25 protein-coding genes are annotated in these 23340 nt (G+C 72.6%); 8 read left to right on the top strand and 17 right to left on the bottom strand.

Annotation, left to right across the window (positions count from 1 at the left end; translation table 11 throughout):
• Window positions 1-8: 8 nt before the first annotated feature.
• The 6 genes from era to F4692_RS14740 all read right to left on the bottom strand — a co-directional run bounded on the left by era (window position 9) and on the right by F4692_RS14740 (window position 5712).
• Window positions 9-1097: a GTPase Era gene (gene era, locus F4692_RS14765; RefSeq protein WP_179620350.1), complete on the bottom strand. Its 1089-nt coding sequence runs from the start codon at window positions 1095-1097 to the stop codon at window positions 9-11.
• On the bottom strand, window positions 1090-1878 hold the full coding sequence (locus tag F4692_RS14760) for a siderophore-interacting protein (RefSeq protein ID WP_179620349.1): 789 nt from the start codon (window positions 1876-1878) through the stop codon (window positions 1090-1092). Before F4692_RS14760 ends, era begins: the two co-directional genes overlap by 8 nt.
• Before the next feature lie 20 nt (window positions 1879-1898).
• Window positions 1899-3194: a class I SAM-dependent methyltransferase gene (locus F4692_RS14755; protein ID WP_179620348.1), complete on the bottom strand. Its 1296-nt coding sequence runs from the start codon at window positions 3192-3194 to the stop codon at window positions 1899-1901.
• Window positions 3191-4555 (bottom strand): FAD-binding oxidoreductase, encoded by a 1365-nt coding sequence (locus tag F4692_RS14750; RefSeq protein ID WP_179620347.1) that lies wholly within the window; start codon window positions 4553-4555, stop codon window positions 3191-3193. The genes F4692_RS14755 and F4692_RS14750 overlap by 4 nt, the downstream gene beginning before the upstream one ends.
• An 83-nt stretch (window positions 4556-4638) precedes the next feature.
• Window positions 4639-5010 carry a cytidine deaminase gene (locus F4692_RS14745; RefSeq protein ID WP_179620346.1) on the bottom strand — a complete coding sequence of 124 codons (372 nt, stop codon included), beginning with the start codon at window positions 5008-5010 and terminating at the stop codon, window positions 4639-4641.
• A 9-nt stretch (window positions 5011-5019) separates the two neighbouring features.
• Window positions 5020-5712 (bottom strand): winged helix-turn-helix transcriptional regulator, encoded by a 693-nt coding sequence (locus F4692_RS14740; RefSeq protein WP_179620345.1) that lies wholly within the window; start codon window positions 5710-5712, stop codon window positions 5020-5022.
• A 124-nt stretch (window positions 5713-5836) separates the two neighbouring features.
• Here F4692_RS14740 and F4692_RS14735 point away from each other — a divergent pair, with 124 nt between their 5' ends.
• Window positions 5837-6667: a class I SAM-dependent methyltransferase gene (locus F4692_RS14735; RefSeq protein WP_179620344.1), complete on the top strand. Its 831-nt coding sequence runs from the start codon at window positions 5837-5839 to the stop codon at window positions 6665-6667.
• Here the strand turns inward: F4692_RS14735 and F4692_RS14730 are convergent.
• The 5 genes from F4692_RS14730 to F4692_RS14710 all read right to left on the bottom strand — a co-directional run bounded on the left by F4692_RS14730 (window position 6648) and on the right by F4692_RS14710 (window position 11176).
• Window positions 6648-7964, bottom strand: coding sequence for a hemolysin family protein (locus tag F4692_RS14730; RefSeq protein ID WP_179620343.1), 1317 nt, complete (start codon window positions 7962-7964; stop codon window positions 6648-6650). The genes F4692_RS14735 and F4692_RS14730 overlap by 20 nt on opposite strands.
• Before the next feature lie 10 nt (window positions 7965-7974).
• Window positions 7975-8436 carry an rRNA maturation RNase YbeY gene (ybeY, locus tag F4692_RS14725; protein WP_179620342.1) on the bottom strand — a complete coding sequence of 154 codons (462 nt, stop codon included), beginning with the start codon at window positions 8434-8436 and terminating at the stop codon, window positions 7975-7977.
• On the bottom strand, window positions 8433-9476 hold the full coding sequence (locus tag F4692_RS14720) for a PhoH family protein (protein WP_179620341.1): 1044 nt from the start codon (window positions 9474-9476) through the stop codon (window positions 8433-8435). Before F4692_RS14720 ends, ybeY begins: the two co-directional genes overlap by 4 nt.
• Before the next feature lie 96 nt (window positions 9477-9572).
• On the bottom strand, window positions 9573-10823 hold the full coding sequence (locus F4692_RS14715) for a hypothetical protein (RefSeq protein ID WP_179620340.1): 1251 nt from the start codon (window positions 10821-10823) through the stop codon (window positions 9573-9575).
• The gene (locus F4692_RS14710) at window positions 10823-11176 is read right to left on the bottom strand and encodes an HIT domain-containing protein (RefSeq protein ID WP_179620339.1); all 354 of its coding nucleotides are present in this window, start codon (window positions 11174-11176) and stop codon (window positions 10823-10825) included. The genes F4692_RS14715 and F4692_RS14710 overlap by 1 nt, the downstream gene beginning before the upstream one ends.
• Window positions 11177-11250: 74 nt before the next feature.
• Here F4692_RS14710 and F4692_RS14705 point away from each other — a divergent pair, with 74 nt between their 5' ends.
• From F4692_RS14705 to F4692_RS14695, 3 genes are all read left to right on the top strand, one after another.
• Window positions 11251-12222 (top strand): Gmad2 immunoglobulin-like domain-containing protein, encoded by a 972-nt coding sequence (locus tag F4692_RS14705; RefSeq protein WP_179620338.1) that lies wholly within the window; start codon window positions 11251-11253, stop codon window positions 12220-12222.
• A gap of 76 nt (window positions 12223-12298) precedes the next feature.
• Window positions 12299-12826: a SigE family RNA polymerase sigma factor gene (locus F4692_RS14700; protein WP_308645315.1), complete on the top strand. Its 528-nt coding sequence runs from the start codon at window positions 12299-12301 to the stop codon at window positions 12824-12826.
• The gene (locus tag F4692_RS14695; protein WP_179620336.1) at window positions 12823-13812 is read left to right on the top strand and encodes a Gmad2 immunoglobulin-like domain-containing protein; all 990 of its coding nucleotides are present in this window, start codon (window positions 12823-12825) and stop codon (window positions 13810-13812) included. The genes F4692_RS14700 and F4692_RS14695 overlap by 4 nt, the downstream gene beginning before the upstream one ends.
• Here F4692_RS14695 and F4692_RS14690 read toward each other — a convergent pair.
• Genes F4692_RS14690 through hrcA form a run of 3 tightly spaced genes read right to left on the bottom strand, consistent with a single transcriptional unit; the run spans window position 13809 to window position 16751 of the window.
• Complete coding sequence (locus tag F4692_RS14690) at window positions 13809-14549, bottom strand: 16S rRNA (uracil(1498)-N(3))-methyltransferase (RefSeq protein ID WP_179620335.1); 741 nt, start codon at window positions 14547-14549, stop codon at window positions 13809-13811. The two genes, F4692_RS14695 and F4692_RS14690, sit on opposite strands and share 4 nt — an antisense overlap.
• Window positions 14550-14559: 10 nt before the next feature.
• Window positions 14560-15732 carry a molecular chaperone DnaJ gene (gene dnaJ / locus F4692_RS14685; RefSeq protein ID WP_179620334.1) on the bottom strand — a complete coding sequence of 391 codons (1173 nt, stop codon included), beginning with the start codon at window positions 15730-15732 and terminating at the stop codon, window positions 14560-14562.
• Window positions 15729-16751, bottom strand: a complete 1023-nt coding sequence (gene hrcA, locus F4692_RS14680) for a heat-inducible transcriptional repressor HrcA (protein ID WP_179620333.1) — start codon at window positions 16749-16751, stop codon at window positions 15729-15731. The genes dnaJ and hrcA overlap by 4 nt, the downstream gene beginning before the upstream one ends.
• Before the next feature lie 91 nt (window positions 16752-16842).
• On the opposite strand from hrcA, the gene F4692_RS14675 reads away from it, so the two are divergent.
• The 3 genes from F4692_RS14675 to F4692_RS14665 are packed head-to-tail and all read left to right on the top strand — an operon-like array spanning window position 16843 to window position 18854.
• Window positions 16843-17694 (top strand): MBL fold metallo-hydrolase, encoded by an 852-nt coding sequence (locus F4692_RS14675; RefSeq protein ID WP_179620332.1) that lies wholly within the window; start codon window positions 16843-16845, stop codon window positions 17692-17694.
• 48 nt (window positions 17695-17742) lie between these two features.
• Window positions 17743-18426, top strand: coding sequence for a hypothetical protein (locus F4692_RS14670; protein WP_179620331.1), 684 nt, complete (start codon window positions 17743-17745; stop codon window positions 18424-18426).
• Between the two features lie 53 nt (window positions 18427-18479).
• Window positions 18480-18854, top strand: a complete 375-nt coding sequence (locus tag F4692_RS14665) for a hypothetical protein (RefSeq protein WP_179620330.1) — start codon at window positions 18480-18482, stop codon at window positions 18852-18854.
• 7 nt (window positions 18855-18861) lie between these two features.
• On the opposite strand, the gene F4692_RS14660 is transcribed toward F4692_RS14665, so the two are convergent.
• The gene (locus F4692_RS14660) at window positions 18862-19170 is read right to left on the bottom strand and encodes a hypothetical protein (RefSeq protein WP_179620329.1); all 309 of its coding nucleotides are present in this window, start codon (window positions 19168-19170) and stop codon (window positions 18862-18864) included.
• A 47-nt stretch (window positions 19171-19217) separates the two neighbouring features.
• Here F4692_RS14660 and F4692_RS14655 point away from each other — a divergent pair, with 47 nt between their 5' ends.
• The gene (locus F4692_RS14655) at window positions 19218-20066 is read left to right on the top strand and encodes a DUF3097 domain-containing protein (protein WP_179620328.1); all 849 of its coding nucleotides are present in this window, start codon (window positions 19218-19220) and stop codon (window positions 20064-20066) included.
• A 155-nt stretch (window positions 20067-20221) separates the two neighbouring features.
• Here the strand turns inward: F4692_RS14655 and hemW are convergent, their stop codons facing one another.
• Both hemW and F4692_RS14645 read right to left on the bottom strand, forming a co-directional pair.
• Window positions 20222-21439 carry a radical SAM family heme chaperone HemW gene (gene hemW / locus F4692_RS14650; protein WP_179620327.1) on the bottom strand — a complete coding sequence of 406 codons (1218 nt, stop codon included), beginning with the start codon at window positions 21437-21439 and terminating at the stop codon, window positions 20222-20224.
• A 46-nt stretch (window positions 21440-21485) separates the two neighbouring features.
• Complete coding sequence (locus F4692_RS14645; RefSeq protein ID WP_179620326.1) at window positions 21486-23327, bottom strand: AMP-dependent synthetase/ligase; 1842 nt, start codon at window positions 23325-23327, stop codon at window positions 21486-21488.
• Window positions 23328-23340 lie beyond the last annotated feature (13 nt).

Raw genomic sequence — 23340 nt, 5'->3', positions numbered from 1 at the left:
CGTCGAGGCTAGAAGCCGAGCTTGCGCAGCTGCCGCGGGTCGCGCTGCCAGTCCTTGGCGATCTTGACCTGCAGGTCGAGGTAGACCGGCGTGCCGAGCAGCGCCTCGATCTGGGTGCGCGCGGCCGTGCCCACGGCGCGCAGACGCGAGCCCTTGTGGCCGATCATGATGCCCTTCTGGGAGTCGCGCTCGACGTAGAGGTTGGCCACGATGTCGAGCAGCGGCTTGTCGTCGGGCCGGCCCTCCCGCAGCCCCATCTCCTCGACGACGACGGCGATCGAGTGCGGGAGCTCGTCGCGCACGCCCTCGAGGGCCGCCTCGCGGATCAGGTCGGCGGCGAGCGCCTCCTCGGGGGCGTCGGTGAGGTCGCCGTCGGGGTAGAGCGGCGGCCCCTCGGGCATCAGCGCGACCAGCAGGTCGGCGAGCAGGCCCACCTGGTCGCCGGCGACGGCGGAGACGGGCACGATCTCGGCCCACTCGGTCGACGTCTCCTCGCCCAGCGCGGCGATGTCCATGAGGTGCGTGGCCAGCTGCTCGGGCGTCACGAGGTCGGTCTTGGTGGCGACGGCGATGCGGACCGTACGCCGCACCTTGGCGAGCTCGGTGACGAGGAACCGGTCGCCGGGCCCGATCTTCTCGTTGGCGGGGAAGCACACCGCCACCACGTCGACCTCGGCCCACGTGGTCCGCACGAGGTCGTTGAGGCGCTCGCCCAGGAGGGTCCGCGGCCGGTGCAGCCCCGGCGTGTCGACGAGGATCAGCTGGGCGTCGTCACGGTGCACGATCCCGCGGACCACGTTGCGGGTGGTCTGCGGCTTCGAGGACGTGATGACGATCTTCTGCCCCACGAGCGCGTTGGTGAGCGTCGACTTCCCGGCGTTCGGCCGCCCGACGAAGGACGCGAAGCCGCTGCGGAAGCCCTCGGGCGCGGAGTAGAACGCGCCCGCCGGGGCGACCCCGGACAGGTCGAACTCGTCGTCGTCGTCGTTCTCGTCGAGGTCGTCCTCGTCGTCCTCGAGGTCCTCGAGGTCCTCGAGGTCCACGTCGTCCTCGAGGTACTCGACGTCCTTGCTGATGGGCTCGTCGTGATCAGCCATCGCTCGCCTCCCGTGCCGCGTCGTAGTCAGCCCAGATCTGCTCGTCGCTCTTGCCCTCGGCCTTGCCCGCCCGCCAGATCGGGCCGGGGTCGACCGCACGCGGCTGGCGTGCGGCGGTGGCGCGCCAGTAGCCCATGACGTCGTAGTGGGTGGTGGGCAGCCCGACCTCCCGCATCAGGTGCTTGCGGATGGCCCGCATCTGGGCGGACTCGCCGGCCATCCAGAAGTAGCCCTCGCCCGGCGGCCAGTCGATGCCCTCGACGACCTCGGCGAGCCCGCTCCGGCCCGGGCCCGGCGGCGCGAGCCACGTCACCGTGGCGGTGTCGGGCAGGTAGCCCGTCAGGGCCCGCTGGTCCTGCTCGGGCACCTCGGCCATGACGTACGTCGTGAGGTCGGGGTGGGTCTCGGCGATCCGCGCCATCGCGGGCAGGGCGGTGAGGTCGCCGACCAGGAGCAGCCACGTCGCCCCGGCGGGCGGCAGGAACGACGCCTTCGGCTCGGTGATGGTCACGACGTCGCCCACGCAGTCGCGCATCGCCCACTCGGTGACCAGGCCGACGTCGTGGACGACGACGTCGAGGGTCAGCTCACCGTCGGCGAAGGAGCGCACGGTGTAGTAGCGGCTCTGGAACTGGCCGGGCACCACGAGACCGACCCACTCGTCGGCGATGCCGGTGGAGGTGAGGTCGTCGAGGCCGTCGAGGACCAGACGCACGAGGTGGTCCGACAGCGACTCGCGGCGACGGACGGTCGCCTGGAACTGCGCTGCGCGGGTGCTCACCCGAGGAGGTTATCGCTGCGTCACCACGTGGGGCGCATCGGGAAGTCGGACCGGCCGTCGGCGTGGTTGCGCGTGGCGAGCACCTGGTGCAGCTCGACCTCGTCACGCTCGAACCCGACCCGCGACCCGGCGATGTAGAGGCCCCACACGCGCGCGGTGCCCTCCCCCACCTCGGCCACGCACTCGTCCCAGTTCTCGACGAGGTTGCGGTTCCAGTCGCGCAGCGTCGAGGCGTAGTGCAGGCGCAGGTTCTCGCTGTGCTGCACCTCGAGGCCCTGGTCCTGGGCGGCGGCGACGATCGTGCCGGAGCCGATGAGCTCCCCGTCGGGGAAGACGTAGCGGTCGATGAACGCGCCGGTCTCCTGTCGGCGGTTGTGGCGTCGCGTGATGCTGTGGTTGAGCAGGCGGCCGCCGGGCTTGAGCCGGTCGCGCAGGTGCCCGAAGTAGGACGGGTAGTTGCGCACGCCGATGTGCTCGGTGAGCCCGATCGAGCTGATCGCGTCGAACCCGGTCTCGACCACGTCGCGGTAGTCGAGGTGGCGAACCTCGGCGAGGTCGCCGAGGCCCTCCCGGTCGATGGCCTCCTTCGCCCACTGCGCCTGCTCGAGGGACAGCGTCACGCCGAGGGCGCGGACGCCGTACTCGCGGGCGGCGTGGCGCACCATCGTGCCCCAGCCGCACCCGACGTCGAGCAGCCGCTGGCCCGGCTGCAGGTCGAGCTTGCGGGCGACGAGGTCGAACTTGGCGGACTGCGCCTCCTCGAGGGTCGCGTCGGGGGCCTCGTAGAGGGCGCAGGTGTAGGCCATCGACGGACCCAGGACCATCTCGTAGAAGCGGTTGGACACGTCGTAGTGGTGCGAGATGACCTCGGCGTCACGCATCATCGAGTGCCGCAGCCCCTCGACGGCGCGGCGCCAGCGCGGCAGGTGCTCCTGGGGCGGCGGGGCGGGTGGACGCAGGTGCGAGAGGCCGAGGCCGCGGGCGATCTGCAGCGCCTCCGACGGTCCGGGCATCCGGAACTTCGTGTGGTCCTTGAGCAGGACGAGCGCCTCGTAGGGGTCGCCGGGGTGCGTGCCGACGAGGTCGAGGTCGCCGCTGACGTAGGCGCGGGCCATGCCGAGGTCGCCGGGGGCGGTCATCAGGTAGGACAGCCCGCGCTGGTTCGTCAGGTGCAGCCCGATCTCCGCGTCCGGGGGACCCGCGCTGCTGCCGTCGTACGCCGTGAAGCGCACCGGCAGCCCGCCGCGCACGAGGCGGTCCATCGCCTCGCCGATGGAGATGCGGGCCTGGGGAGTGGAGGTCGAGCGCGAGCTCATCGTCGTTGCACCACCTTGTCGAAGAGGGATGTGAGCCGGTCCTGCGGGTCGTGCTGCGCCTTCACGCTCGCGAGGTGCGCGCCGCCGTAGAGGCGGTCGAACTCCTCGCGGTCGTAGAAGGCCTCGGAGTAGAGGCTCTTGTGCCCGCCGAGCGCGGACACCTCGGCCTCGATCGCCCGGTTGCGCGGGGACGTCGGCGCCTCGGGCCCGACGTTGACGACGCCCCAGAAGCCGACGTTGACGTAGGTCCGCCCGGCCGACAGCGGGTAGCCGGGCCACGGTCGCTCGCTGCCCCCGCGGCGCAGCCGCAGGGGGCACAGCCACACCGGTCGCATCCCGACCTCGGCGTCGAACCACCCGAGGAACTCCGCGAGCCGGTCGACCGGCACCTCGACGTCCTGCACGACCCGCTCGCCCTGCGGACGGCCGGCGCGACGGTCGAGCCGGTCGCCGATGCCGAAGCGGCGGTCGAGCGCGACGAGCCTCCAGTACACGTCGGAGCGCCGCAGGCGGCGGGGCCACACCCGGCGTACGAGCGGGTGCTGGGCACCGAAGGCGCGCGAGCACCAGAACCAGTCGGTGTCCCAGCGCCAGAGGTAGTCGAGGATGGTGAGCCGGTCGGACGCGCGCTGCTGCAGCGAGCGGTAGAAGACCTGCTGGCGCGTGTAGTCGCTGGTCGGTCCGGGCTCGTCGGTCCACCGAGCGAGGGTGAGGTAGAGCTCGCCGGGGGCGAACGCGACGCCGTCGAGGCCGTCGACGCGCTCCCCCGCCCAGGCGCCCTCCTCGACGATGCGCGAGACGGCGTCGGCCAGCGCGGACGCGTCGTCGAAGCGCACGTGCCGCAGCGCGACGAACGGCGGGACCGGCTCGAGCTCGATGCGCAGGCGGGTGGCGTAGCCGAGCGAGCCGTAGGAGTTGGGGAACGCGTCGAAGAGCGCGTCACCCGGCGTGGTGGTGACGACCTCGCCGGAGCCGGTGAGCACGTCCATCTCGAGCACCGACTCGTGCGGGAGGCCGCTGCGGAAGCTGGTCGACTCGATCCCGAGACCGGTCACCGCACCGCCGAGCGTGATCGTGCGCAGCTGCGGCACCACGAGCGGGATCCGCCCGGTGGCCAGGGTCACCTCGACGAGGTGCTCGTAGGTGCACATGCCCTGGACCTCGGCGACGTCGCCGTCGACCTCGATCACCCCGTCGAGGCCGGTGACGTCGAGGCCGGGGCCCAGCTCGGCACGGCCGCGGAACAGGTTGCTGGTGCGCTTGGCGAGCCGCACCGGCGAGCCGGCCGGGAGGGCGTCGTAGGACTCCGTCAGCCGCGCCACTCCCGCGGAGTGCCGCTCCCATCCCACAGGCGTACGCACGCGGTCACGCTAGCGACTGCGCCGGAGCGGCGCGAGCGACTATCTCCTTGCTCACAACTGGTTGTGCTGCACAACCAGTTGTGTCATGCTCCGCCGGTCGCGAGCCGCGTGCGGATCCGTCCCCGACCGTCCCCGACCAGGACCGGCACGCCCGGTCCGGCGAAGTCGGTGGCCGCGCGGACGTCGACCTCGTCGGTCTCACCGTCGAGCAGCACGACGGCCGCCTCGAGCCCGGAGGAGGCCGAGGACACCGCCATCGCGACGCAGACGTCGAGCGCGGACAGCGTGAGGTGGGCCAGGTCGACGCTCGCGGCGGCGTACGTCCGACCGTCGCGGTCACGCACCGCTGCGCCCTGCACCGCGCGGGCGCGGGCGCGGGTGGCCCGGGCCAGGGTCACCAGCTTGGCGTCCTCGGCCGCGAGCGTCTCCTCGGGGTCGGGCAGGTCGTCGCTCATGGCGCCACCCTAGGAGACGCTCCCCTCGCGCGGCCTCGGCACTCGGGCGAAGGGCGACAGCAGGAACCAGCCCGGCAGCGCGCCGGCGACGTCGCGGCTCGCCACGACGCGCAACGAGTCGTCGCCGACGGCGCCGGCCCAGGTGCGGTCACCGCGCCAGACCTCGGTGAGCGTGCGCAGCGACGTCAGCACCAGCGCGACGGGCTCGTCCCCCGGGTCGACGTCGCACACGTCCGCGTCGTCCGGCGAGAGCACCAGCCACCACCGGGCCAGGCGGGGTCCGAGGTCGGCGAACTCGAACGACACCACGGTGCGTCGCGGGGGGACGCGGTCGTGGTCGACGTTGCGGTGCATGTCCCACAGCAGCAGCTTGGGGTCGAGGTCGGGGTCCCCGAGGTCGGGGATCCAGCGGGTGCCCCACACGCCGAGCGCCTCGACCACGGGTCGCAGCTCCTCGCCCGCACCCGTCAGCCGGTAGCGCACCTGTCCGTCGGCCTCCACACGCTCCACGACACCCGCCCGGGAGAGCTGCTGGAGCCGCCGGGACAGCAGGCTCGGGGACATCCGCGGCAGGCCGCGTCGCAGGTCGTTGAAGTGCTCGCTGCCGAGGATCAGCTCCCGCACGACGAGCAGGGTCCAGCGCTCGTCGAGCAGCTCCATGGCCTTGCTGACGGGGCAGAACTGGCGATAGCTCGCGCCCATGCGGCGCACGCTACGCCTGGGCACCGCCGGTGGTACAGATCGTGCACTCGTCGGTCCGGACCAGCAGTCCTAGCGTCGGGTCCACCACCCAGGGAGGGATGGGACACAGGGGAAGGACCGACGGATGACCAGCACGACCAGCACGACCCCGCGCGCCGACGACGAGCAGCTGAAGCAGAAGCACCGCGCCATGTGGGCCTCGAGCCACTACGACCGCGTCGCCCGTGAGGTGATCCCGGTCCTCGGCGAGCGGATCGCCGCACGGCTCGCCCCCGCGGCCGGCGAGCGCGTGCTCGACGTCGCGGCGGGCAGCGGGAACGCCGCCGTGCCGGCCGCCCGGGCCGGCGCCCGTGTCGTCGCCTCGGACCTCACCCCGGAGCTGCTCGAGGCCGGGCGCACCGCCCATCCGGACGCGCCGGTCGAGTGGGTCGTCGCGGACGCCGAGGCCCTGCCGTGGCCGGACGCGTCGTACGACGTGGTGATGAGCGTCGTGGGCGTGATGTTCGCCCCGCACCACCAGGCGGCCGCCGACGAGCTGGTACGGGTGCTCCGCCCGGGCGGCCGTCTCGGCGTCCTCAGCTGGACCCCCGAGGGATTCATCGGGCGGTTGTTCGCGACGATGCGCGACTTCGTGCCGCCGCCGCCCGCGGGGGTGCAGCCGCCCCCGCTGTGGGGCAGCGAGGAGCACGTCCGCGGGCTGCTCGGCGACCGGGTGACGGACCTCGCCTTCGTCCGCGACCACGTCGAGGTCGACCTGTTCCCCGGGCCGACGGACTTCCGGGACTACTTCCGCGAGAACTACGGGCCGACCCTGATGGCGTACCGCGCCCTGAGCGGCCAGCCGGACCGCGTGGCCGAGCTCGACGCCGCCCTCGACGCGCTCGCCGCCGGGGCGGACGAGGGCGGTGGCCGCATGCGCTGGGAGTACGTGCTGGTCAGCGCCCGGAGGAGCTGACCGCGGACGCGTCGTCGGCGTCCTCGCCCTCGATGCCCAGCACGGTCACGAGCACGGTCTCGATCTTGTTGCGCCGGCCGGTGGCGCGCTCGGCCTCGAGCCGCAGGCCGTGGCACTCCACCACGGAGCCGGGGATCGGGACCTTGCCGAGGTGCTTGGCCATCAGGCCCCCGACGCTGTCGACGTCGTCGTCCTCGACGGGGAAGCCGACGAGCTCGTCGAGGTCGTCGACGGGGTAGCGGGAGGACACCCGGATCGCCCCACCGTCCACGTGCTCGACCTCGACCTCCTCGGCGTCGTACTCGTCGGTGATCTCGCCGACGATCTCCTCGAGCACGTCCTCGATGGTGATCAGGCCGGCGGTGCCGCCGTACTCGTCGACCACGACGGCGATGTGCTGACGGCGGGCCTGGAGCTCGGTGAGCAGCGCGTCGACCGGCTTGGAGTCGGGCACGTAGTGGACCGGGCGCATCACCTCGTCGACGCGCTGGGTGAACTCCACGTCGGGCGCCTCGAAGTCCCTGCGGACCAGGTCCTTGAGGTAGGCCATGCCGACGATGTCGTCGAGGTTCTCGTCGACCACCGGGATCCGGGAGTAGCCGCTGCGCAGGAACAGCGAGAGGGTCTGGCGCAGGTTCTTGTGGCGCTCGATGTAGACGACGTCGGGACGCGGGACCATCACCTCGCGGGTGATGGTGTCGCCGAGCTCGAAGACCGAGTGGATCATCCGGCGCTCGCCCGACTCGATGACCGCCGACGCCTCGGCGAGGTCGACGAGCTCGCGCAGCTCGGTCTCGGTCGAGAACGGCCCCTCGCTGAAGCCCTTGCCGGGGGTGATCGCGTTGCCCAGCATGATCAGCAGCGCCGGGACCGGTCCGAGGATCGTGGTGACCAGCGAGAGCGGGCCCGCCGAGGCGAGCGCGACCGACGCGTCGTGCTGACGGCCGATGGTGCGCGGCGCGACGCCGATCACGACGAAGGACACGACCAGCATCACGCCGATGGTCGTCAGGAAGGTCGGCACCGGCGAGCCGTGGTAGGCGTCGCGGGCCCACGTCGCGACCAGCACGATCGCGCTGATCTCGCACAGCAGCCGCAGCATCAGCGCGGTGTTGAGGTAGCGGGTCGGGTCGTCGAGCAGCGCCACGAGGCGTACGGCCCCGGCGCGCCCCTCGGCCCGCAGCTCCTCGGCGCGGGCCCGGGAGAAGCTCGCGAGCGCAGCGTCGGCGGCGGAGAACAGCCCGGCGAGCAGCACCAGCAGGGCGGCGGAGCCGAGCTGCCAGATGTCGGCGGTCATCTCGGCCCGGTCAGGCGCGCTCGGGAGCGGCGCGCCACTTGTCGAGCAGCTCGCCCTGCAGCCCGAACATCACCGCGTGCTCCTCGGGCTCGGCGTGGTCGTAGCCGAGGAGGTGCAGGATGCCGTGCACGGTCAGCAGGTCGATCTCGGCCTCGCGACCGTGACCGGCCTCGTCGCCCTGGCGCTCGGCGACGGACGGCGCCAGCACGAGGTCGCCGAGGACCCCCTCCTCGGGCTCCTCGTTGACCTTGCCGGGCCGCAGCTCGTCCATCGGGAAGGCGAGGACGTCGGTCGGCCCCTCCTTCTCCATCCACTGCTCGTTGAGCCCGGCGATGGTGTCCTCGTCGACGGCCTTGATGCACAGCTCGGCCTGCGGGTGCACCCGCATCTCGTCCATCACGAAGCGCGCGAGGCGCGACAGGCGGCGTACGTCGACGTCGAGGCCGGACTCGTTGAGGACCTCGATGCTCATCGCGGGCCCCGGGAGCGGTCGCGCGGACCCTTGGCGGTCGTGGGCTTCGGGCGGTCGGCCTCACGCTCGGCGTCGTGGACCTCGTAGGCCTCCACGATCCTGCCGACCAGGCGGTGCCGGACGACGTCGGTCCCGGTCAACCGGCAGAACGTGATGTCGTCGACGCCCTCGAGGATGCCCTCGACGACCCGGAGGCCCGACTGCGTGCCCGAGGGCAGGTCGACCTGGCTGGTGTCGCCGGTGACGACGATCCGCGAGCCGAAGCCGAGGCGGGTCAGGAACATCTTCATCTGCTCGGGCGTCGTGTTCTGCGCCTCGTCGAGGATGATGAAGGAGTCGTTGAGCGAGCGTCCGCGCAGGAACGCCAGCGGCGCGACCTCGATCGTGCCGGCGGCCAGCAGCTTGGGGATCGTCTCCGGGTCGACCATGTCGTGCAGCGCGTCGTAGAGCGGGCGCAGGTAGGGGTCGATCTTCTCGCTCAGCGTGCCGGGCAGGAAGCCGAGCCGCTCCCCCGCCTCGACGGCAGGACGGCTCAGGATGATCCGGTTGACCTCCTTGGCCTGCAGGGCCTGCACGGCCTTGGCCATCGCGAGGTAGGTCTTGCCGGTGCCGGCGGGGCCGATGCCGAACGTGATCGTGGACTTGTCGATCGACTCGACGTAGCGCTTCTGGTTGAGCGTCTTGGGGCGGATCGTGCGGCCGCGGTTGGAGAGGATGTTGAGGCTCAGCACGTCGGCCGGGCGCTCCTGCGTCTCCGTGCGCAGCATCTGGATGATCCGCTCGACGGTCTCACCGGTGATGCCCTGGCCGGTGCGGACGAGTGTCACGACCTCGTCGAGCAGCCGCTCGGCCATCGCCACCTCGGCGGACTCGCCGGCGAGGGTGATCCGGTTGCCGCGGACGTGGACGTCGGCCTGGAAGGCCCGCTCGATGAGCCGCAGGTGCTCGTCACCCGGACCGAGGACCGAGACCATGTCGATGCTGTTGGGAACGACGACGGTGTGCGTCGGCTTCTCCTGCGGGGTGTTCGTCTCAGTCATGGATGCCCGAGCGGGCGGCCTTCCGGGTCGGTGGCAGAGCCCCTCCATGCTACCGAGCGGGCGGCGTACGGCCCACCTCGATGGGCGGGACCCCGGTCAGGGGTGGGTGACCTGCAGCATCCCGAGGCACATCTCGTCGGTCGTGCCCTCGCCCCAGACGACGTAGCGGTCGGGCTGTCCCTCGAAGGAGGGCAGCCGGTCGCGCAGCCACTGCACGTGCCGACAGGTGACCTCGACCTGCTCGAACGGCTCGAGCCGGACGGGGTCGATCGGCCGGCTGCCCTGGTCGTCGAAGTCCCACACCGGGATGTCGAGGACGGTCCTGGCCTGCGGCGTGCCGGGGTTGACCTCGATCCTGATCGAGCGGCCCAGGAGGTGCATGTGGCCGGCGACCCCGTGGATCGTGATCGGCTCCCCCAGCGTGCGTACGCACGACTGCACCTCGCCCGCCTGCGGCTCCCCGCCGCACAGCAGGTGCAGCAGGTCGGCGGTGTTGCCCTCGGCGCCGAAGCGCTCCTTGACGTCGGCCAGGGCGGCGGCGCGCTCGCAGAGCGCCCCGTCGGAGTGCCGGGGCCGGCACGGCAGCTCCACCGGCGCCGGGAGGAGCATCGTGGTGAGGGCCTCGTAGTCGCGCTTCCCGGGCGCGAGGCGCAGCTGGGCGGCGGAGGTGTCGGGCTGCTGGCCGGCGAGCAGGTTGTAGTGCACCTGCATCACGATCCGGCTCCCCTTCGCCAGGCGGGTGCCGAAGCCGGGCTTGGTCACCGTCTCGGTGCCGCCCGGCGCCCACGCACCGATCCACGACGAGTTGTCGACGTCCTGGAACCGGTCGAGGCCGGTGCCGCCGAAGCAGGTCCAGCCCTCGTCCTCCTCCGCGGCGTCCTTGGCCTCGGCCGCCGCGACCTGCCCGGGCGGGACCTGGAAGAGGATCACGTGGTGCACGACCTCGGGGTTGCCGGGCAGCACCTGGGTGCCGGTCAGCCAGGTGTCGCGCTCCAGCTGGGGGTCGAGGAGGAAGCACCGGTAGTCGTCGGTGCCCGTGCCGTAGGGCGCCGACGGGGTGTAGCTGCCCGGCATCGCGATGGTCTCGCGCGTCTCCCCCGCCCGCAGCGGCTTCGACCGGGCCGGTTCGGCGTAGTGCCCACCGTGCCCGGCGCCCTCGGGCTCCGCCGGCGGCTCGGCACCGGGCTCGGAGGCGGGTTCGGGGGCTGGTCCGGCGGCGGGCTGGGAGGCTGGCTCGGCCGGCTGGGTGGCGCGTCCGTCGGAGCCGCCGCACGCCGAGAGCGCCAGCAGGCCCGCGGCCAGCAGGGTGGCGAGGGCGCGGCGCGTACGCCTCGGACGCGTCGGCATCAGACGAGGTGCTCGGTCAGGCGCGCGGAACCGCCGAGGACGTGCAGGTGGGTGTGGAACACGGTCTGCCCCGCGCCGGCGCCGGTGTTGGCGATCAGGCGGTAGTCCGGGTTCCCCGACGCCGTGGCGACCTCGTCGGCGAGCGTCACCAGGTGGCCCAGCGTGGCGGGGTCGGCGGCGGCCGACGCGGCGGCGTTCTCGTGGTGGTCGAGCGGCACGACCAGCGCGTGGAACGGCGCCTGCGGGTTGAGGTCCTTGAACGCGATGGCGTGCTCGCTCCGGCCGAGGACGTCGGCGGGGACCTCCCCCGCGATGATGGTGCAGAAGATGCAGTCGTCCGACGTGGCGCTCATCGCACCAGCCTAGGGCCGCTCCGCGCGGCGTGTGACCGGACGGACGAGGCGCGCGTCCAACTAGCGTGACCCGCATGACCTTCCCCACCCGTCGTCCCGCGCGCCGCCGGACCGGCGCCGGCGCGCTCGCCGTCCTCGCGCCGCTCGCCCTCGTCCTCGCCCTGGCCGGGTGCGCGGGTGACGGCAAGCGCCCGGTCTCCGACGAACCGGGCGAGCCCACCTCCGCCGGGACGCCGACGGCGGCGGAGGACCCGACCCCGACCGGCGAACCGTCGGACGCGGCGACGGACGAGCCCACCGACGCACCCCCGGAGGAATCGGCGGGCGCGGCCGTACCGCTCTACTTCGCCGGGGACGCGCCGCGCGGCACGGCGCTCTTCCGGGAGTTCCAGCGCGTCGACGGCGACCCGCTGACCGAGGCCGCCCGCATCATCGCCGGCAACGGGTCACCCCAGGACCCCGACTACCGCACCCTCTGGCCCCAGATGGAGATCGCGTCGGTCCAGGCCACCGACGGCGTGCTGGTGGTCGACATCCCGACCGACGCCTTCACCGAGCGCCCCGACGGCATGTCGAAGCGTGCCGCGAGGCTCGCGCTCCAGCAGCTCGTCTACACGCTGCAGGGCGTGCAGCAGGAGCGCGTCCCGGTCGTGATCGAGCGCAGCGAGACCGAGCCGTCGCTGTTCGGCCTCTCCACCGAGACCCCGTTCACCGCGGGCAGCCCCATGAAGACGCTCAACCTCGTCAACATCACCGCGCCCGCCGAGGGCGACTCGACCACCCGGGACGTGTTGACCGTCTCGGGCAACGCCAACACGTTCGAGGCGTCCGGCCCCTGCCGCCTCCTCCAGGACGGCCAGGAGCTGACGACGGTCGCGTACTCGACCGAGGGCTGGGCCGAGGACCGGCTCTTCCCGTTCCAGGTCGACATCCCGCTCGACGGCGTCACGGGCGAGGTCGTGGTGCAGTGCGAGACCGACGACCCCAGCGGCGGGGCCGAGGGCAACGGACCCGCGATCGACACGAGGACGATCACCGTCGGCTAGCTGTCAACCGGGTCGCGCGCCGGGGCGTCCCCACTGCGTGACCATCCAGACCAGACCACCGCGAGGGAGGGTGCCGGTGAGCGCTCCCGACCTCAGCGGCGCGGGCGCCGACGAGGCGGTCGAGCAGCTGTACGCCGCGCACTGGCGCCAGCTCGTCCGGCTCTCCGCCCTGCTCGTGCACGACCAGGCGGCGGCCGAGGACGTCGTGCAGGACGCGTTCGTGGCGATGCACGGGAAGTGGGCGCGGCTGCGCGACCCCGACAAGGCGCTGGCCTACCTGCGCCAGGCGGTGGTGAACCGCTCCCGCTCGGCGTTGCGCCACCGCGCCGTCGTGGAGCGGCACGTGCGCAGGGGCACGCTCGGCGACGTCACGGTCGAGGGGCCGTCCGTCGGCGGTGCCCGGCGCGACGCCGTGAAGGAGGCGCTGCGCCGGCTCTCGGACCGCCAGCGGGAGGTGCTCGTGCTGCGCTACTACCTCGACTGGTCGGAGGCGCAGATCGCCGACGCGCTGGGCATCTCGCGCGGCTCGGTCAAGGCACACGCGCACCGGGGCGGCGCCGCGATGCGCGAGCTGCTCGGCGACTGGTGGGAGGACCCGTCATGAACGACCAGCTGATCCGCGACCTGCTCCACGAGGTGGCCGACGACGTCGAGCCGGGCGACCGGTGGGGCGCGATCCAGGCGGCGACAGCTCCTCGCGGGACCGGCCGGGGCTGGTGGGTGGCCGGCGGCGCCGGGCTGCTCGCCGCCTCGGTGGTCACCGCGTTCGCGCTGACGACCGGTGGGGCGCCGTCGTCGCAGCCGGCCCCGGTCGGGCCCGCGCCGACGACGGCCAGCGACCTCCCGGACGCGATGGACCGCCTCGTCCCGGTCTACTTCGTCGGGGACACGCCGTCCGGACCACGGCTCTACCGCGAGTTCCAGCGGGGGCCGGGACCGATGTCCGCCGAGACCTTCGCCTTCGACGCCGCCCTGCACGGTGACGCGCTCGACCCCGACTACGGGTCGTCGTGGCCGGCCGGCACCTCGCTCGACACCTATGACTTCGGCGCCGACCTCATCACGGTGTCGATCACCGGTGACGTCCGCGACCGGCCGGCCGGCATGTCGGACACCGACGCCCGGCTCGCGCTCGAGCAGCTCGTCCGCACGGCGCAGGGGGTGTACGGCGAGGGCCGCGTGCCGGTCAGCCTGCTCGTCGACGGCGAGCCGGTGCCGACGGTGCTCGGCGTGCCGACGGCGGAGCCGTTGACGGCGGGGTCGGACCTGGCGGTGCTCGCGCACGTGTCCCTCTCCGACCCGTCCGAGGGCCGCGAGGTCGACAACGACGAGCCGCTCACGGTCCGCGGCGTGGCGAGCTCGTTCGAGGGGAACGTCGTGACCCGCATCGAGCGCGTCGACGACGGTCAGGTCGTCGCCGAGGTGCCGGCCACCGCGGGCAGCTACGAGGACAGGCTGTTCCCGTTCCGCGTGACGCTCGACCTGTCCGACGTCCCGCCCGGCGACTACGTCGTGGTCTCGCGGACCGACGACCCCTCGGGCGAGGGCATGATCCACGTCGACACCCGTCGGATCACGGTCGTCGACTAGCCCCAGCGCGGGGTGCGTGCCAGCAGGGCGGCGACCGCCACCACCCCGGCGGTGGAGGTCCGCAGCACCTCGGCGCCGAGGCGTACGGCCTGCGCCCCGGCCGCGGTGAGTGCGGCGAGCTCCTCGGGCGCGACGCCCCCCTCCGGGCCGACGACCACGACGATCCGGCCCGCCGCAGGCACGTCGATCGCGCTCAGGGGCGCGGTGGCGTCCTCGTGCAGCACGACGGCCAGGTCCGCCTCGGCGACCAGCGCCGCCAGGTCGGCCGTCGACGCCAGCGGCGTGACGGTCGGCAGCCAGGCGCGGCGCGACTGCTTGGCGGCCTCGCGGGCGGTCGCCTGCCACCTGGCGTGGGACTTGACCGCGCGCTCACCCTTCCAGACCGCGACGGACCGCGCGGCCGCCCACGGCACGACGCGGTCCACTCCGACCTCGGTCAGCACCTCGACCGCGAGCTCGCCGCGCTCGCCCTTGGGCAGCGCCTGGACGACCGTGACCGCCGGCTCCGGCCGCTCGGCCGTCCGGACCTGGTCGACCCGGACGGTGAAGACCTTCTTGCCGGTCGAGGCGACCTCGCCCGTGGCCGAGGTCCCGAGGCCGTCGGTCAGCACGACTCGCTCGCCCTCGCGCAGCCGGCGTACGGCCACCGCGTGGTGCGCCTCGTCACCGGTCACCTCGACGGTCGAGCCGACCGATGTCCCGGCGAGGGACTCGACGAGGTGGACCGGGAGCGACATCAGCCCCGGCCTATCCCTGGAAGGCGTCGCGCAGTCGACCGAACATCGACTTGTGCGGCGCCTCGGCCTGCCCGGTGGGCGTCTCCTCGCCGCGGATCGCCGCCAGCTCGCGGAGAAGCTCCTCCTGGCGCGGGTCGAGGCGCGTCGGGGTGTCGACGACGATGCTGACCACGAGGTCGCCGCGGCCGCCGCGCAGGCTCGGCACGCCGAAGCCGCGGATCACCTGCTCGCTCCCCGACTGGGTGCCGGCGCGCACGTCGAGGTCGTAGGTCGTCGCCGGCTTCTCGCCGTCCGCGGTGTCGGCGGACTGCGGCAGGTCGGCCTCGAGCAGCGGCAGCGTGAGCTGCGTGCCGAGCGCCGCCGCCGTCATCGGCAGGGACACGGTCGTGTGGAGGTCGTTGCCGTTGCGGGTGAACGTCGGGTGCGGCTCGACGTGGATCTCGACGTAGAGGTCGCCGGCGGGCCCGCCACCGGGGCCGACCTCGCCCTGACCGGTCAGCTGGACGCGCGTCCCGTGGTCGACCCCCGCGGGGATCTTGACCGTCAGCGTGCGGCGCGAGCGGACCCTGCCGTCGCCGGAGCACTCGCGACAGGGGTCGGGGATGATCGAGCCGAAGCCCCGGCAGGCCGCGCACGGGCGGAGCGTCCGGATCTCGCCGAGGAACGAGCGCTGCACGACCGCGACCTCGCCCTGGCCGTGGCAGGTCTCGCACGTGACGGGCGAGGTGCCGGGCGCGGTGCCCTCGCCCTCGCACGCCTCGCACCGCAGCGCGGTGTCGACCTTGAGGTCGCGCGTCACGCCGAAGGCCGCCTCGGCGAGCTCGACGTCGAGGCGGATCAGGGCGTCCTGGCCGCGGCGCGCCCGCGAGCGCGGCCCCCGGCCCTGTCCGCCGGCCGCACCGCCGCCGAAGAACGCGTCCATGATGTCGGTGAAGCTGAAGCCCTGGCCGGCACCGCCGAAGCCCTGGCTGAAGGCGTCGCCGCCACGGTCGTACGCCGCCCGCTTGCCCGGGTCGCTCAGCACCTCGTAGGCGCGCGAGACGTCCTTGAAGCGCTCCTGCGTCTCGGGGTCGGGGTTGACGTCCGGGTGCAGCTGCCGCGCGAGCTTGCGGTAGGCCTTCTTGATCTCGTCGGCGCTGGCGTCACGCGAGACGCCGAGGATCTCGTAGGGGTCCTGGGTCACTGGTTTCCTTCATCGAGGATCCGGGAGACGTAGCGCGCGACCGCGCGCACGGCTGCCATGGATCCGGGGTAGTCCATGCGGGTCGGTCCGACCACGCCGAGGGATCCGAGGTGGAGCTCCTGCGGGCCGTAGCCCGTGGCCACCACGCTGGTGGCGGCGAGCTCGGAGTAGGGGCCTTCGTGCCCGATGCGCACGGTCAGCGCGTCGACGCCCGACTCCCCCAGCAGCTTGAGCAGTACCACGTGCTCCTCGAGCGCCTCGAGCAGCGGGCGCACCGCGGTGTCGAAGTCGCCGTAGCGGGCGAGGTTGGCGGCCCCGCTCACCGCGACGCGCTCGTCGCTGCGGTGGTCCGACATGGCCTCGACCAGGACGCCGACGACGGCGCCGGTCGAGGCGGCCTGCTCCGGGCGTACGGCGTCGGGCAGGGCAGCCAGCGCGGACGCGGCGGCGGCGATCTGCACGCCGGAGCTGGCCTGGTTGATCGCCACGCGCAGCTCGGCGAGGTCGGTGTCCGGGACCGGCTCGTCGAGCTCGACGAGGCGCTGCTCGACACGGCCCGTGCTGAGGATCAGGATCACCATCACCCGGGTCGGGGTGAGGGCGACGAGCTCGACGTGACGGACCGTGGACCGCGACAGCGAGGGGTACTGCACGATCGCGACCTGGCGGGTCAGCTGGCTCAGCAGCCGCACCGAGCGCTGCACCACGTCGTCGAGATCGACGGCACCGTCGAGGAGCGTCGAGATCGCCCGCCGCTCGGCGGCGCTCATCGGCTTGAGCGTGGCGAGCTTGTCGACGAAGAGCCGGTAGCCCTTGTCGGTGGGCACGCGGCCCGCGCTGGTGTGCGGCTGGTGGATGTAGCCCTCCTCCTCCAGCACCGCCATGTCGTTGCGGACCGTGGCCGGCGAGACACCGAGACCGTGCCGCTCCACGAGGGCCTTGGAGCCGACCGGCTCCTCGGTGGCGACGTAGTCCTCCACGATCGCGCGCAGCACGTCGAGCTTGCGGTCGTCGACCACGGGGACCTCCTCGCTGGGCTCTCGTTGGACCGGTTCTGGCACTCGTCTGACGGGAGTGCCAACTCTACTAGCAGCCCGTAGGGTCCGGAGCATGCCCGACTTCATCGAGGTGGCGCCGCGGGTCTGGGTGGCGCACTACGAGTGGATGCACGTCAACATCGTCCTGGTCGGCGGGTCGGACGGCCTCCTCATGGTCGACACGCACGGCTCGGCCGCGCAGGCGCGGGTCGTCGCCGACGACGTACGCCGCCTGGGCGCCGGCCCCCTCACCGGGCTCGTCAACACCCACGAGCACTGGGACCACCACTTCGGCAACGCGACGATGGTGGAGGAGTTCGGCGAGATGCCCGTCCACGCGACCGACTGGGCGCGCGACCACGTCGAGGAGTCGGCGACGCGGACCTTCGAGCACTACGCGCAGATCGGCGACGACCCGCGCCGCGAGGAGGTGCTGGCGACCACGCTGCACCTCCCGACGCACACGTTCTCCTCGGCCGTGCAGCTCGACCTGGGCGACCGGGCCGTCGAGCTCATCCACCCCGGCCGCGGTCACACCGCCGGCGACCTGGTCGTCCGGATCCCCGACGCCGACGTGCTGCTCGGCGGCGACCTCGTCGAGGAGTCGGACCCGCCGTCCATCGGCGACGACTCCTTCCCGCTCGAGTGGCCGACGACCCTCGACCTGGTCCTCGGCCTGATGACCGACCGCACGGTCGTCGTCCCCGGGCACGGCCAGGTGGTCGACAAGGCGTTCGTGCAGGACCAGCGCGTCGACCTCGGCGTCATCGCCGAGACGATCCGCGACCTCGCCTCGCGCGGGGTCCCGCAGTCCGAGGCGCTCGCCCAGGGCGAGTGGCCGTGGGACCCGCGGCTGCTCGAGAGCGCCGTGCGACGGGGCTACGAGCACCTCCCGCGCAGCCAGAGGCGGCTCCCGCTGGTCTGACGACCCCACCTCGGGTTAGGCTTGCCTTACCTAATGACGGAGGCGGCCGTGACCCCAGCAGAGACAGCACTGATCGCACGCAGCGTCCTGTCCTGCCCGCGCTCGATCACGCTGCGCGTCGACGACTCGAGCCCGGCGCTCGAGGAGGAGGGCTACGAGGTCACCACCGACGTCCACGGCGCACCGGTCTTCAGCGCCGCGCAGGGCTCCGCGCTCGTCGCAGGTGCCCACACCGGTGCCGAGGGCGTCGTCGAGGTGAGCAGCGGACTGGGCCACCGGTCGTCGCGCGAGCGGGGCCTGGGCCTCGTCCTGCGCGGCCGGCTGGCCCAGCGCGGCTCGGGCTGCGCGTGCTGCGGGGACACGAGGGCGCTCGTGGCCGTCGACCTCGCCGAGGTGACCCTCCTGCGGGGCACGCTCGCCATCCAGGTCGACCTCGACGAGTTCCGCGACGGGAGCCACGTCCTCAACCAGGGCTACCTCCAGCGCACCGCCGAGCACGCCAACGAGGCGCACGAGCGTGAGCTGCGCACCGCGACGGCCTCGACCTTCGGCCTGCCGCTGCGCACGCTCCTCGCGGCCAGCCTCCGCGCGGTCGACCCCGACGGCGTCGAGGTCGCCTGGCTCGACGACTCCGGCGCCCACACCCAGCGCCTGGACTTCCTCCGGCGGGCGTCCACCCCGCAGGAGCTCGGCGCGGCCCTGCGCACGCACCTGCACGCCGGCCTCTGCTGACCCCACCCCTCGGGGGCTGGTCCGGCGACGCCTCCGGTCGGTAGGACTGGGACATGACCGACAACGGATCCCAGCAGGACCCGAGCGAGACCCCCGAGGCGTCGAGCGGCACCAGCCCGGCGGACTCCGACCACTCCGGGGACAGCGCAGCGCCGGACGACGCCAGCATGAGCGGCATCTCCGACGACCAGCTGCCCGAGGACCTCCAGCCCGGCGAGGACAACCCGCTCGCCGAACCCCTCGACCCGGACGCCGAGGAGACCAAGGACCAGGACGAGCTGGAGATGGACGCGACGCAGGAGGACCTCGGCAACCCTCCGGTGGAGTCCGAGCGCGAGGACGGCGACGAGTCGGACGAGTCCGGCGAGACCGGCGGCGGCGCCAACAGCGGCGAGGGCGCCGAGGGCTCGGGCGTCGCCGAGGGCTGAGCCCCGGTCAGCGGGTCAGCGCGAGGTAGGCGATGAAGCCGGCGTACGCCCCGACGAACACGAGCACGATCGCCAGGGCGACCAGGAGCTCGGCCGACGGCAGCAGGCGGTCGAGTCGGTGGTGGTCCGCGTCGGCGTAGTCCTCGAAGTGGTTGCTGGAGTCGGACCACTGCCACCACGCCAGGGTGCGCTCGGCGCGGCTCATCTGCTCCGGCGGCCGGTCGCCGCGGTCGAGCTCCTCGGACGCGAACCCGCTGCGACCGCCGAAGGACCGCGCGATGTCCCTCTGCTGCGTCGCCCTGGTCCGTCGCCGCACGGCGTGCCACCCCCGGATTCGTCTCGCCCGGCGCCTAACGTATCCCGGTGCCTCACGATCGCTACGGAACCGACGTCCTGTCCGGCGACTGGCGCGTCCCCGCCCGGGGTCGCGCGGTCGAGGTGCCGACCGAGATCGGCATGGTGGTCGAGGAGGTGACCACCGACTGGTGCGGCGAGGTCGTAGCGGTCGACCGTGACATCGACACGCTCACGCTGGAGGACCGGCGCGGCAAGCGGCGTACGTTCCCGCTCGGCCCCGGGTTCCTGCTCGAGGGCAAGCCGGTGATCCTCACCCGCCCGGTGCGCGGCGGCGCTCCCGCAGCCCCCACGCGTACGGCGTCCGGCTCGGTCGCCGTGCCCAACGCCCGCGCCCGCGTCGCCCGCGCCAGCCGCATCTTCGTCGAGGGCCGCCACGACGCCGAGCTGGTCGAGAAGGTCTGGGGCGACGACCTGCGCGTCGAGGGCGTGGTGGTCGAGTACCTCGGCGGCGTCGACGACCTGGCCGAGCACCTGCGCGACTTCCGGCCCGGACCGGACCGCCGGGTCGGCGTCCTGGTCGACCATCTGGTCGCCGGGTCGAAGGAGCAACGGATCGCGCAGGGCATCGCCCGCTCCCCCATCGGCGCGCACGTCCTGGTCGTGGGCCACCCGTTCATCGACATCTGGCAGGCGGTCAAGCCCGACCGGCTCGGCATCCCCGCCTGGCCGTCCGTCCCCCGCGGGATCGACTGGAAGACCGGCACCTGCCAGCAGCTCGGGTGGCCGCACCGCGACCAGGCCGACATCGCCCGCGCCTGGAAGCACATCCTCGGCCGGGTGTCCTCCTACGCCGACCTCGAGCCCGCGCTGCTCGGACGGGTCGAGGAGCTCATCGACTTCACGACCCAGCCCTGAGCGGAGCGAAGGGCTGACGAGGTCGGGAGGTCGAGCAGGGCTCGGCCAGACCTGAGCGAAGCGAAGGACTGGCCGACCCGTGTCGAGACCCGCGGACCACCAGGTCTCGATGCGCCCGCTCGTCCCTCACGGGCACTCGACCACCTCTGGGGGGCTCAGTCGACGAGGTCGCGCACGACGGCGTCGGCGAGGAGCCGGCCGCGCTGGGTGAGCACGAGACGCTCGGCGATGAGCTCCACCAGTCCGTCGGCGACGAGCCGGGCGACGTGGGAGCGGCCGGTGGCCTCGAGGGCGGTGACCGGCAGTCCCTCGACCAGGCGGATCTCGAGCAGGATGCGCTCGACCCTCTGGTCGCGGTAGCCCAGCACCTCGCGCCCGTGCGCCGGCGAGACGCCACGCGCCAGCCGCTGGGCGTACGCCGCGGGGTGCTTGACGTTCCACCAGCGCACGCCACCGACGTGCGAGTGCGCGCCGGGACCGACGCCCCACCAGTGGCCGCCGGTCCAGTAGAGGAGGTTGTGGCGGCACCAGTGGTCGGGCGAGGTCGCCCAGTTGGACACCTCGTACCAGCTCATCCCGGCGGCGGACAGCTTCTCGTCGACGAGGTGGTACTTGTCGGCGAGGTCGTCCTCGTCGGGCATCGGCAGCTCCCCGCGGGCGACCTGGCGACCCATGGCCGTGCCCTCCTCGACGATGAGGGAGTACGCCGAGACGTGGTCGGGACGGCAGGAGAGGGCGACGTCGACCGAGGTCTCCCAGTCGGCGAGCGACTCCCCCGGGGTGCCGTAGATCAGGTCGAGGCTGACGTCGTCGAACCCCGCCTGGCGGGCCCAGTCGACGGCGGCCGGCACACGCATCGGGTCGTGCGTGCGGTCGAGCGTGCGCAGCACGTGGTCGACGGCGGACTGCATCCCGAAGCTGATCCGGTTGAAGCCGGCGGTGCGCAGCTCCTCGAGGTCCCACGCGGCGACGCTGTCGGGGTTGGCCTCGGTCGTGATCTCGACGTCGTCGACCAGGCCGAACTCCGCCGCGGCGCTCGCGACGATCGCGCCGAGGTCGGCGGGCTTCAGCAGCGTCGGCGTGCCGCCGCCGAAGAAGATCGTCTCGATCGGCACGTCGCGGTGGCCCAGGACGTGGCGGGCGAAGCGGATCTCACGGATCGCCGCCTCGGCGTAGGAGGACCGACTGGCGCCGACCTCGTCACCGAGCTCGTGGGCGGTGTAGGTGTTGAAGTCGCAGTAGCCGCAGCGCACCGAGCAGAACGGCACGTGGACGTAGAGGCCGAAGGGCCTGCTGCCGAACTCGGCCCACGCCTCGTCGGGCAGCAGGCCGTCCTCGGGGGCGACGTCGCCGTCGGGCTGAGCGGGGGGCACGCGGGTATCCAACCACGCGGCCCCGCCGCTCAGCAGCAGCGCCCGCTCAGGCGTACATCTGCTCGATCAGGGCCCTGTTGTTCTCCTCGACCACGTTGCGCTTGACCTTCATCGACGGGGTCAGCTCGCCCGACTCGACGGTGAGGTCGTGGTCGAGCAGCTTCCACTTCTTGATGGTCTCCCAGCGGTTGAGGTGGCTGTTGAGGTCGTCGACGTAGCCGCCGACCATCTTCTGCACCTCGTCGGACTGGACGATCTCGGTGTACGACCTGCCGCTCATGCCGTTCTCCTCGGCCCAGCCGGCCATGGCGTCCGGGTCGAGCGTGACGAGCGCGACGCAGAAGTTGCGCTCGTCGCCGAAGACCATGAACTGGCTGGCGTAGGGGCACACGGCCTTGAACTTCGACTCGATCGCGGGCGGGGCGATGTACTTGCCGCCGGAGGTCTTGAAGAGCTCCTTGATGCGGCCGGTGATGACCAGGTGTCCGTCCGCGTCGAGCGCACCCTTGTCGCCGGTGTGCAGCCAGCCGTCGGAGGTCAGCGTCTTCGCGGTCTCCTCGGGCAGGTTGTGGTAGCCGTCCATCACGCCGGGACCCTTGATCATGATCTCGTCGTTGTCGCCGAGCTTGACCTCGCTGCCCGGGAAGACCGGGCCGACCGTGCCGAACTTGTTCTGGTCCGGGTGGTTGACGAACGAGCCGGCCGAGGTCTCGGTGAGTCCGTAGCCCTCGAGGATCTTGATGCCGGCCGCACCGAACCACTCGGCGATGTCGCGGTTGAGCGCGGCGGCGCCGGAGATGAAGAACCGCACGTTTCCGCCGAAGCGGTCGCGGATCTTGGAGAAGACCAGCTTGTCGAACAGGCCGTGCTGGACCTTGAGGCCGAGCGGGACGGACCTGCCCTCGCGCTTGAGGCGCTCGACCTCGAGGCCGACCTCGAAGGCCTTCTTGAAGATCTTCTCCTTGGCACCGCCCTCGGCGGCCTGCATGGTGACGATGCGGCCGTGGGCCTTCTCGAAGATGCGCGGGGCGGCGCCCATGAAGGTCGGCTTCACGACGCCGAGGTTGTCGACGATCTTCTCCACGCGTCCGTCGATCGCGGCGGCGAAGCCGCACGCCATCTGGGTCGACATCAGCACCTTGCCGAAGGAGTGGGCCATCGGCAGCCAGCGGAACTCGAGGTCGGTCTCGGACAGGATCCCCTGCGCGCGGATCGCCTCGCCCTCGTAGACCCACGACGAGTGCCGCAGCCGCACGCCCTTGGGGCGACCGGTGGTGCCGGAGGTGTAGATCAAGGTGGCGAGCTGGTCGGGACGGATCGCCTCGGAGGTGGTGCGGACGACGTCGGGCTGCTCGGCGAGCTTCGCGGCGCCCAGCTCGGCCAGGCCGTCGAGGCTGATCACCCAGTCTTGATGATCCGCCGCGTGTCCTGAGCCTGTCGAGGCGTCGAAGACGACGACCTTGGAGACGTGGGGCAGCTCGGCGCGGTGCGAGGTCAGCTTGGCGAGCTGCTCGGCGTCCTCGGCGAAGACGACGCGGCTCTCGGAGTCGCCGAGGATGTAGACGGTGTCCTCGGCGTTGGTGCTCGGGTAGACGGTGGTGGTGGCACCGGCGGCGCACATGATCGCCAGGTCGGCGAGGATCCACTCGTAGCGGGTGCCCGACGCGATGCCGACGCGCTGCTCGGGCTCGACGCCCAGCGCGATCAGGCCGGCGGCGAGGGCCTCGACCCGGTCACCCGCCTGCTTCCAGGTGACCGACTCCCACGCCTCACCCCGCGGGAAGCGGAAGGCCTCGCTGTCGGGGGACGCGGCGACGCGGTCGAAGAACTGGACGGCCACGTTGGCCGGCATCGTGTCGAGGAAGGTCGTGTCGATGGTGATCGGCATCTGTTACCTACTC

Origin of the sequence: Nocardioides cavernae (genome assembly GCF_013410035.1) — a bacterium.
GTDB lineage: Bacteria > Actinomycetota > Actinomycetes > Propionibacteriales > Nocardioidaceae > Nocardioides > Nocardioides cavernae_A.
This window is presented reverse-complemented; position numbering and strand designations above follow the sequence as displayed.

Excerpts from the sequence above, each read along its gene's own strand:
- F4692_RS14755 (WP_179620348.1), bottom strand. The coding sequence starts at position 3,194 with ATGAGCTCGCGCTCGACCTCCACTCCCCAGGCCCGCATCTCCATCGGC.
- F4692_RS14710 (WP_179620339.1), bottom strand. The coding sequence starts at position 11,176 with ATGAGCGCCACGTCGGACGACTGCATCTTCTGCACCATCATCGCGGGG.
- F4692_RS14740 (WP_179620345.1), bottom strand. The coding sequence starts at position 5,712 with ATGGGCGCGAGCTATCGCCAGTTCTGCCCCGTCAGCAAGGCCATGGAG.
- era (WP_179620350.1), bottom strand. The coding sequence starts at position 1,097 with ATGGCTGATCACGACGAGCCCATCAGCAAGGACGTCGAGTACCTCGAG.
- F4692_RS14675 (WP_179620332.1), top strand. The coding sequence starts at position 16,843 with ATGCCCGACTTCATCGAGGTGGCGCCGCGGGTCTGGGTGGCGCACTAC.
- F4692_RS14665 (WP_179620330.1), top strand. The coding sequence starts at position 18,480 with ATGACCGACAACGGATCCCAGCAGGACCCGAGCGAGACCCCCGAGGCG.
- F4692_RS14715 (WP_179620340.1), bottom strand. The coding sequence starts at position 10,823 with ATGCCGACGCGTCCGAGGCGTACGCGCCGCGCCCTCGCCACCCTGCTG.
- ybeY (WP_179620342.1), bottom strand. The coding sequence starts at position 8,436 with ATGAGCATCGAGGTCCTCAACGAGTCCGGCCTCGACGTCGACGTACGC.
- F4692_RS14690 (WP_179620335.1), bottom strand. The coding sequence starts at position 14,549 with ATGTCGCTCCCGGTCCACCTCGTCGAGTCCCTCGCCGGGACATCGGTC.
- F4692_RS14730 (WP_179620343.1), bottom strand. The coding sequence starts at position 7,964 with ATGACCGCCGACATCTGGCAGCTCGGCTCCGCCGCCCTGCTGGTGCTG.
- F4692_RS14735 (WP_179620344.1), top strand. The coding sequence starts at position 5,837 with ATGACCAGCACGACCAGCACGACCCCGCGCGCCGACGACGAGCAGCTG.
- F4692_RS14720 (WP_179620341.1), bottom strand. The coding sequence starts at position 9,476 with ATGACTGAGACGAACACCCCGCAGGAGAAGCCGACGCACACCGTCGTC.
- F4692_RS14645 (WP_179620326.1), bottom strand. The coding sequence starts at position 23,327 with ATGCCGATCACCATCGACACGACCTTCCTCGACACGATGCCGGCCAAC.
- F4692_RS14745 (WP_179620346.1), bottom strand. The coding sequence starts at position 5,010 with ATGAGCGACGACCTGCCCGACCCCGAGGAGACGCTCGCGGCCGAGGAC.
- F4692_RS14705 (WP_179620338.1), top strand. The coding sequence starts at position 11,251 with ATGACCTTCCCCACCCGTCGTCCCGCGCGCCGCCGGACCGGCGCCGGC.
- F4692_RS14695 (WP_179620336.1), top strand. The coding sequence starts at position 12,823 with ATGAACGACCAGCTGATCCGCGACCTGCTCCACGAGGTGGCCGACGAC.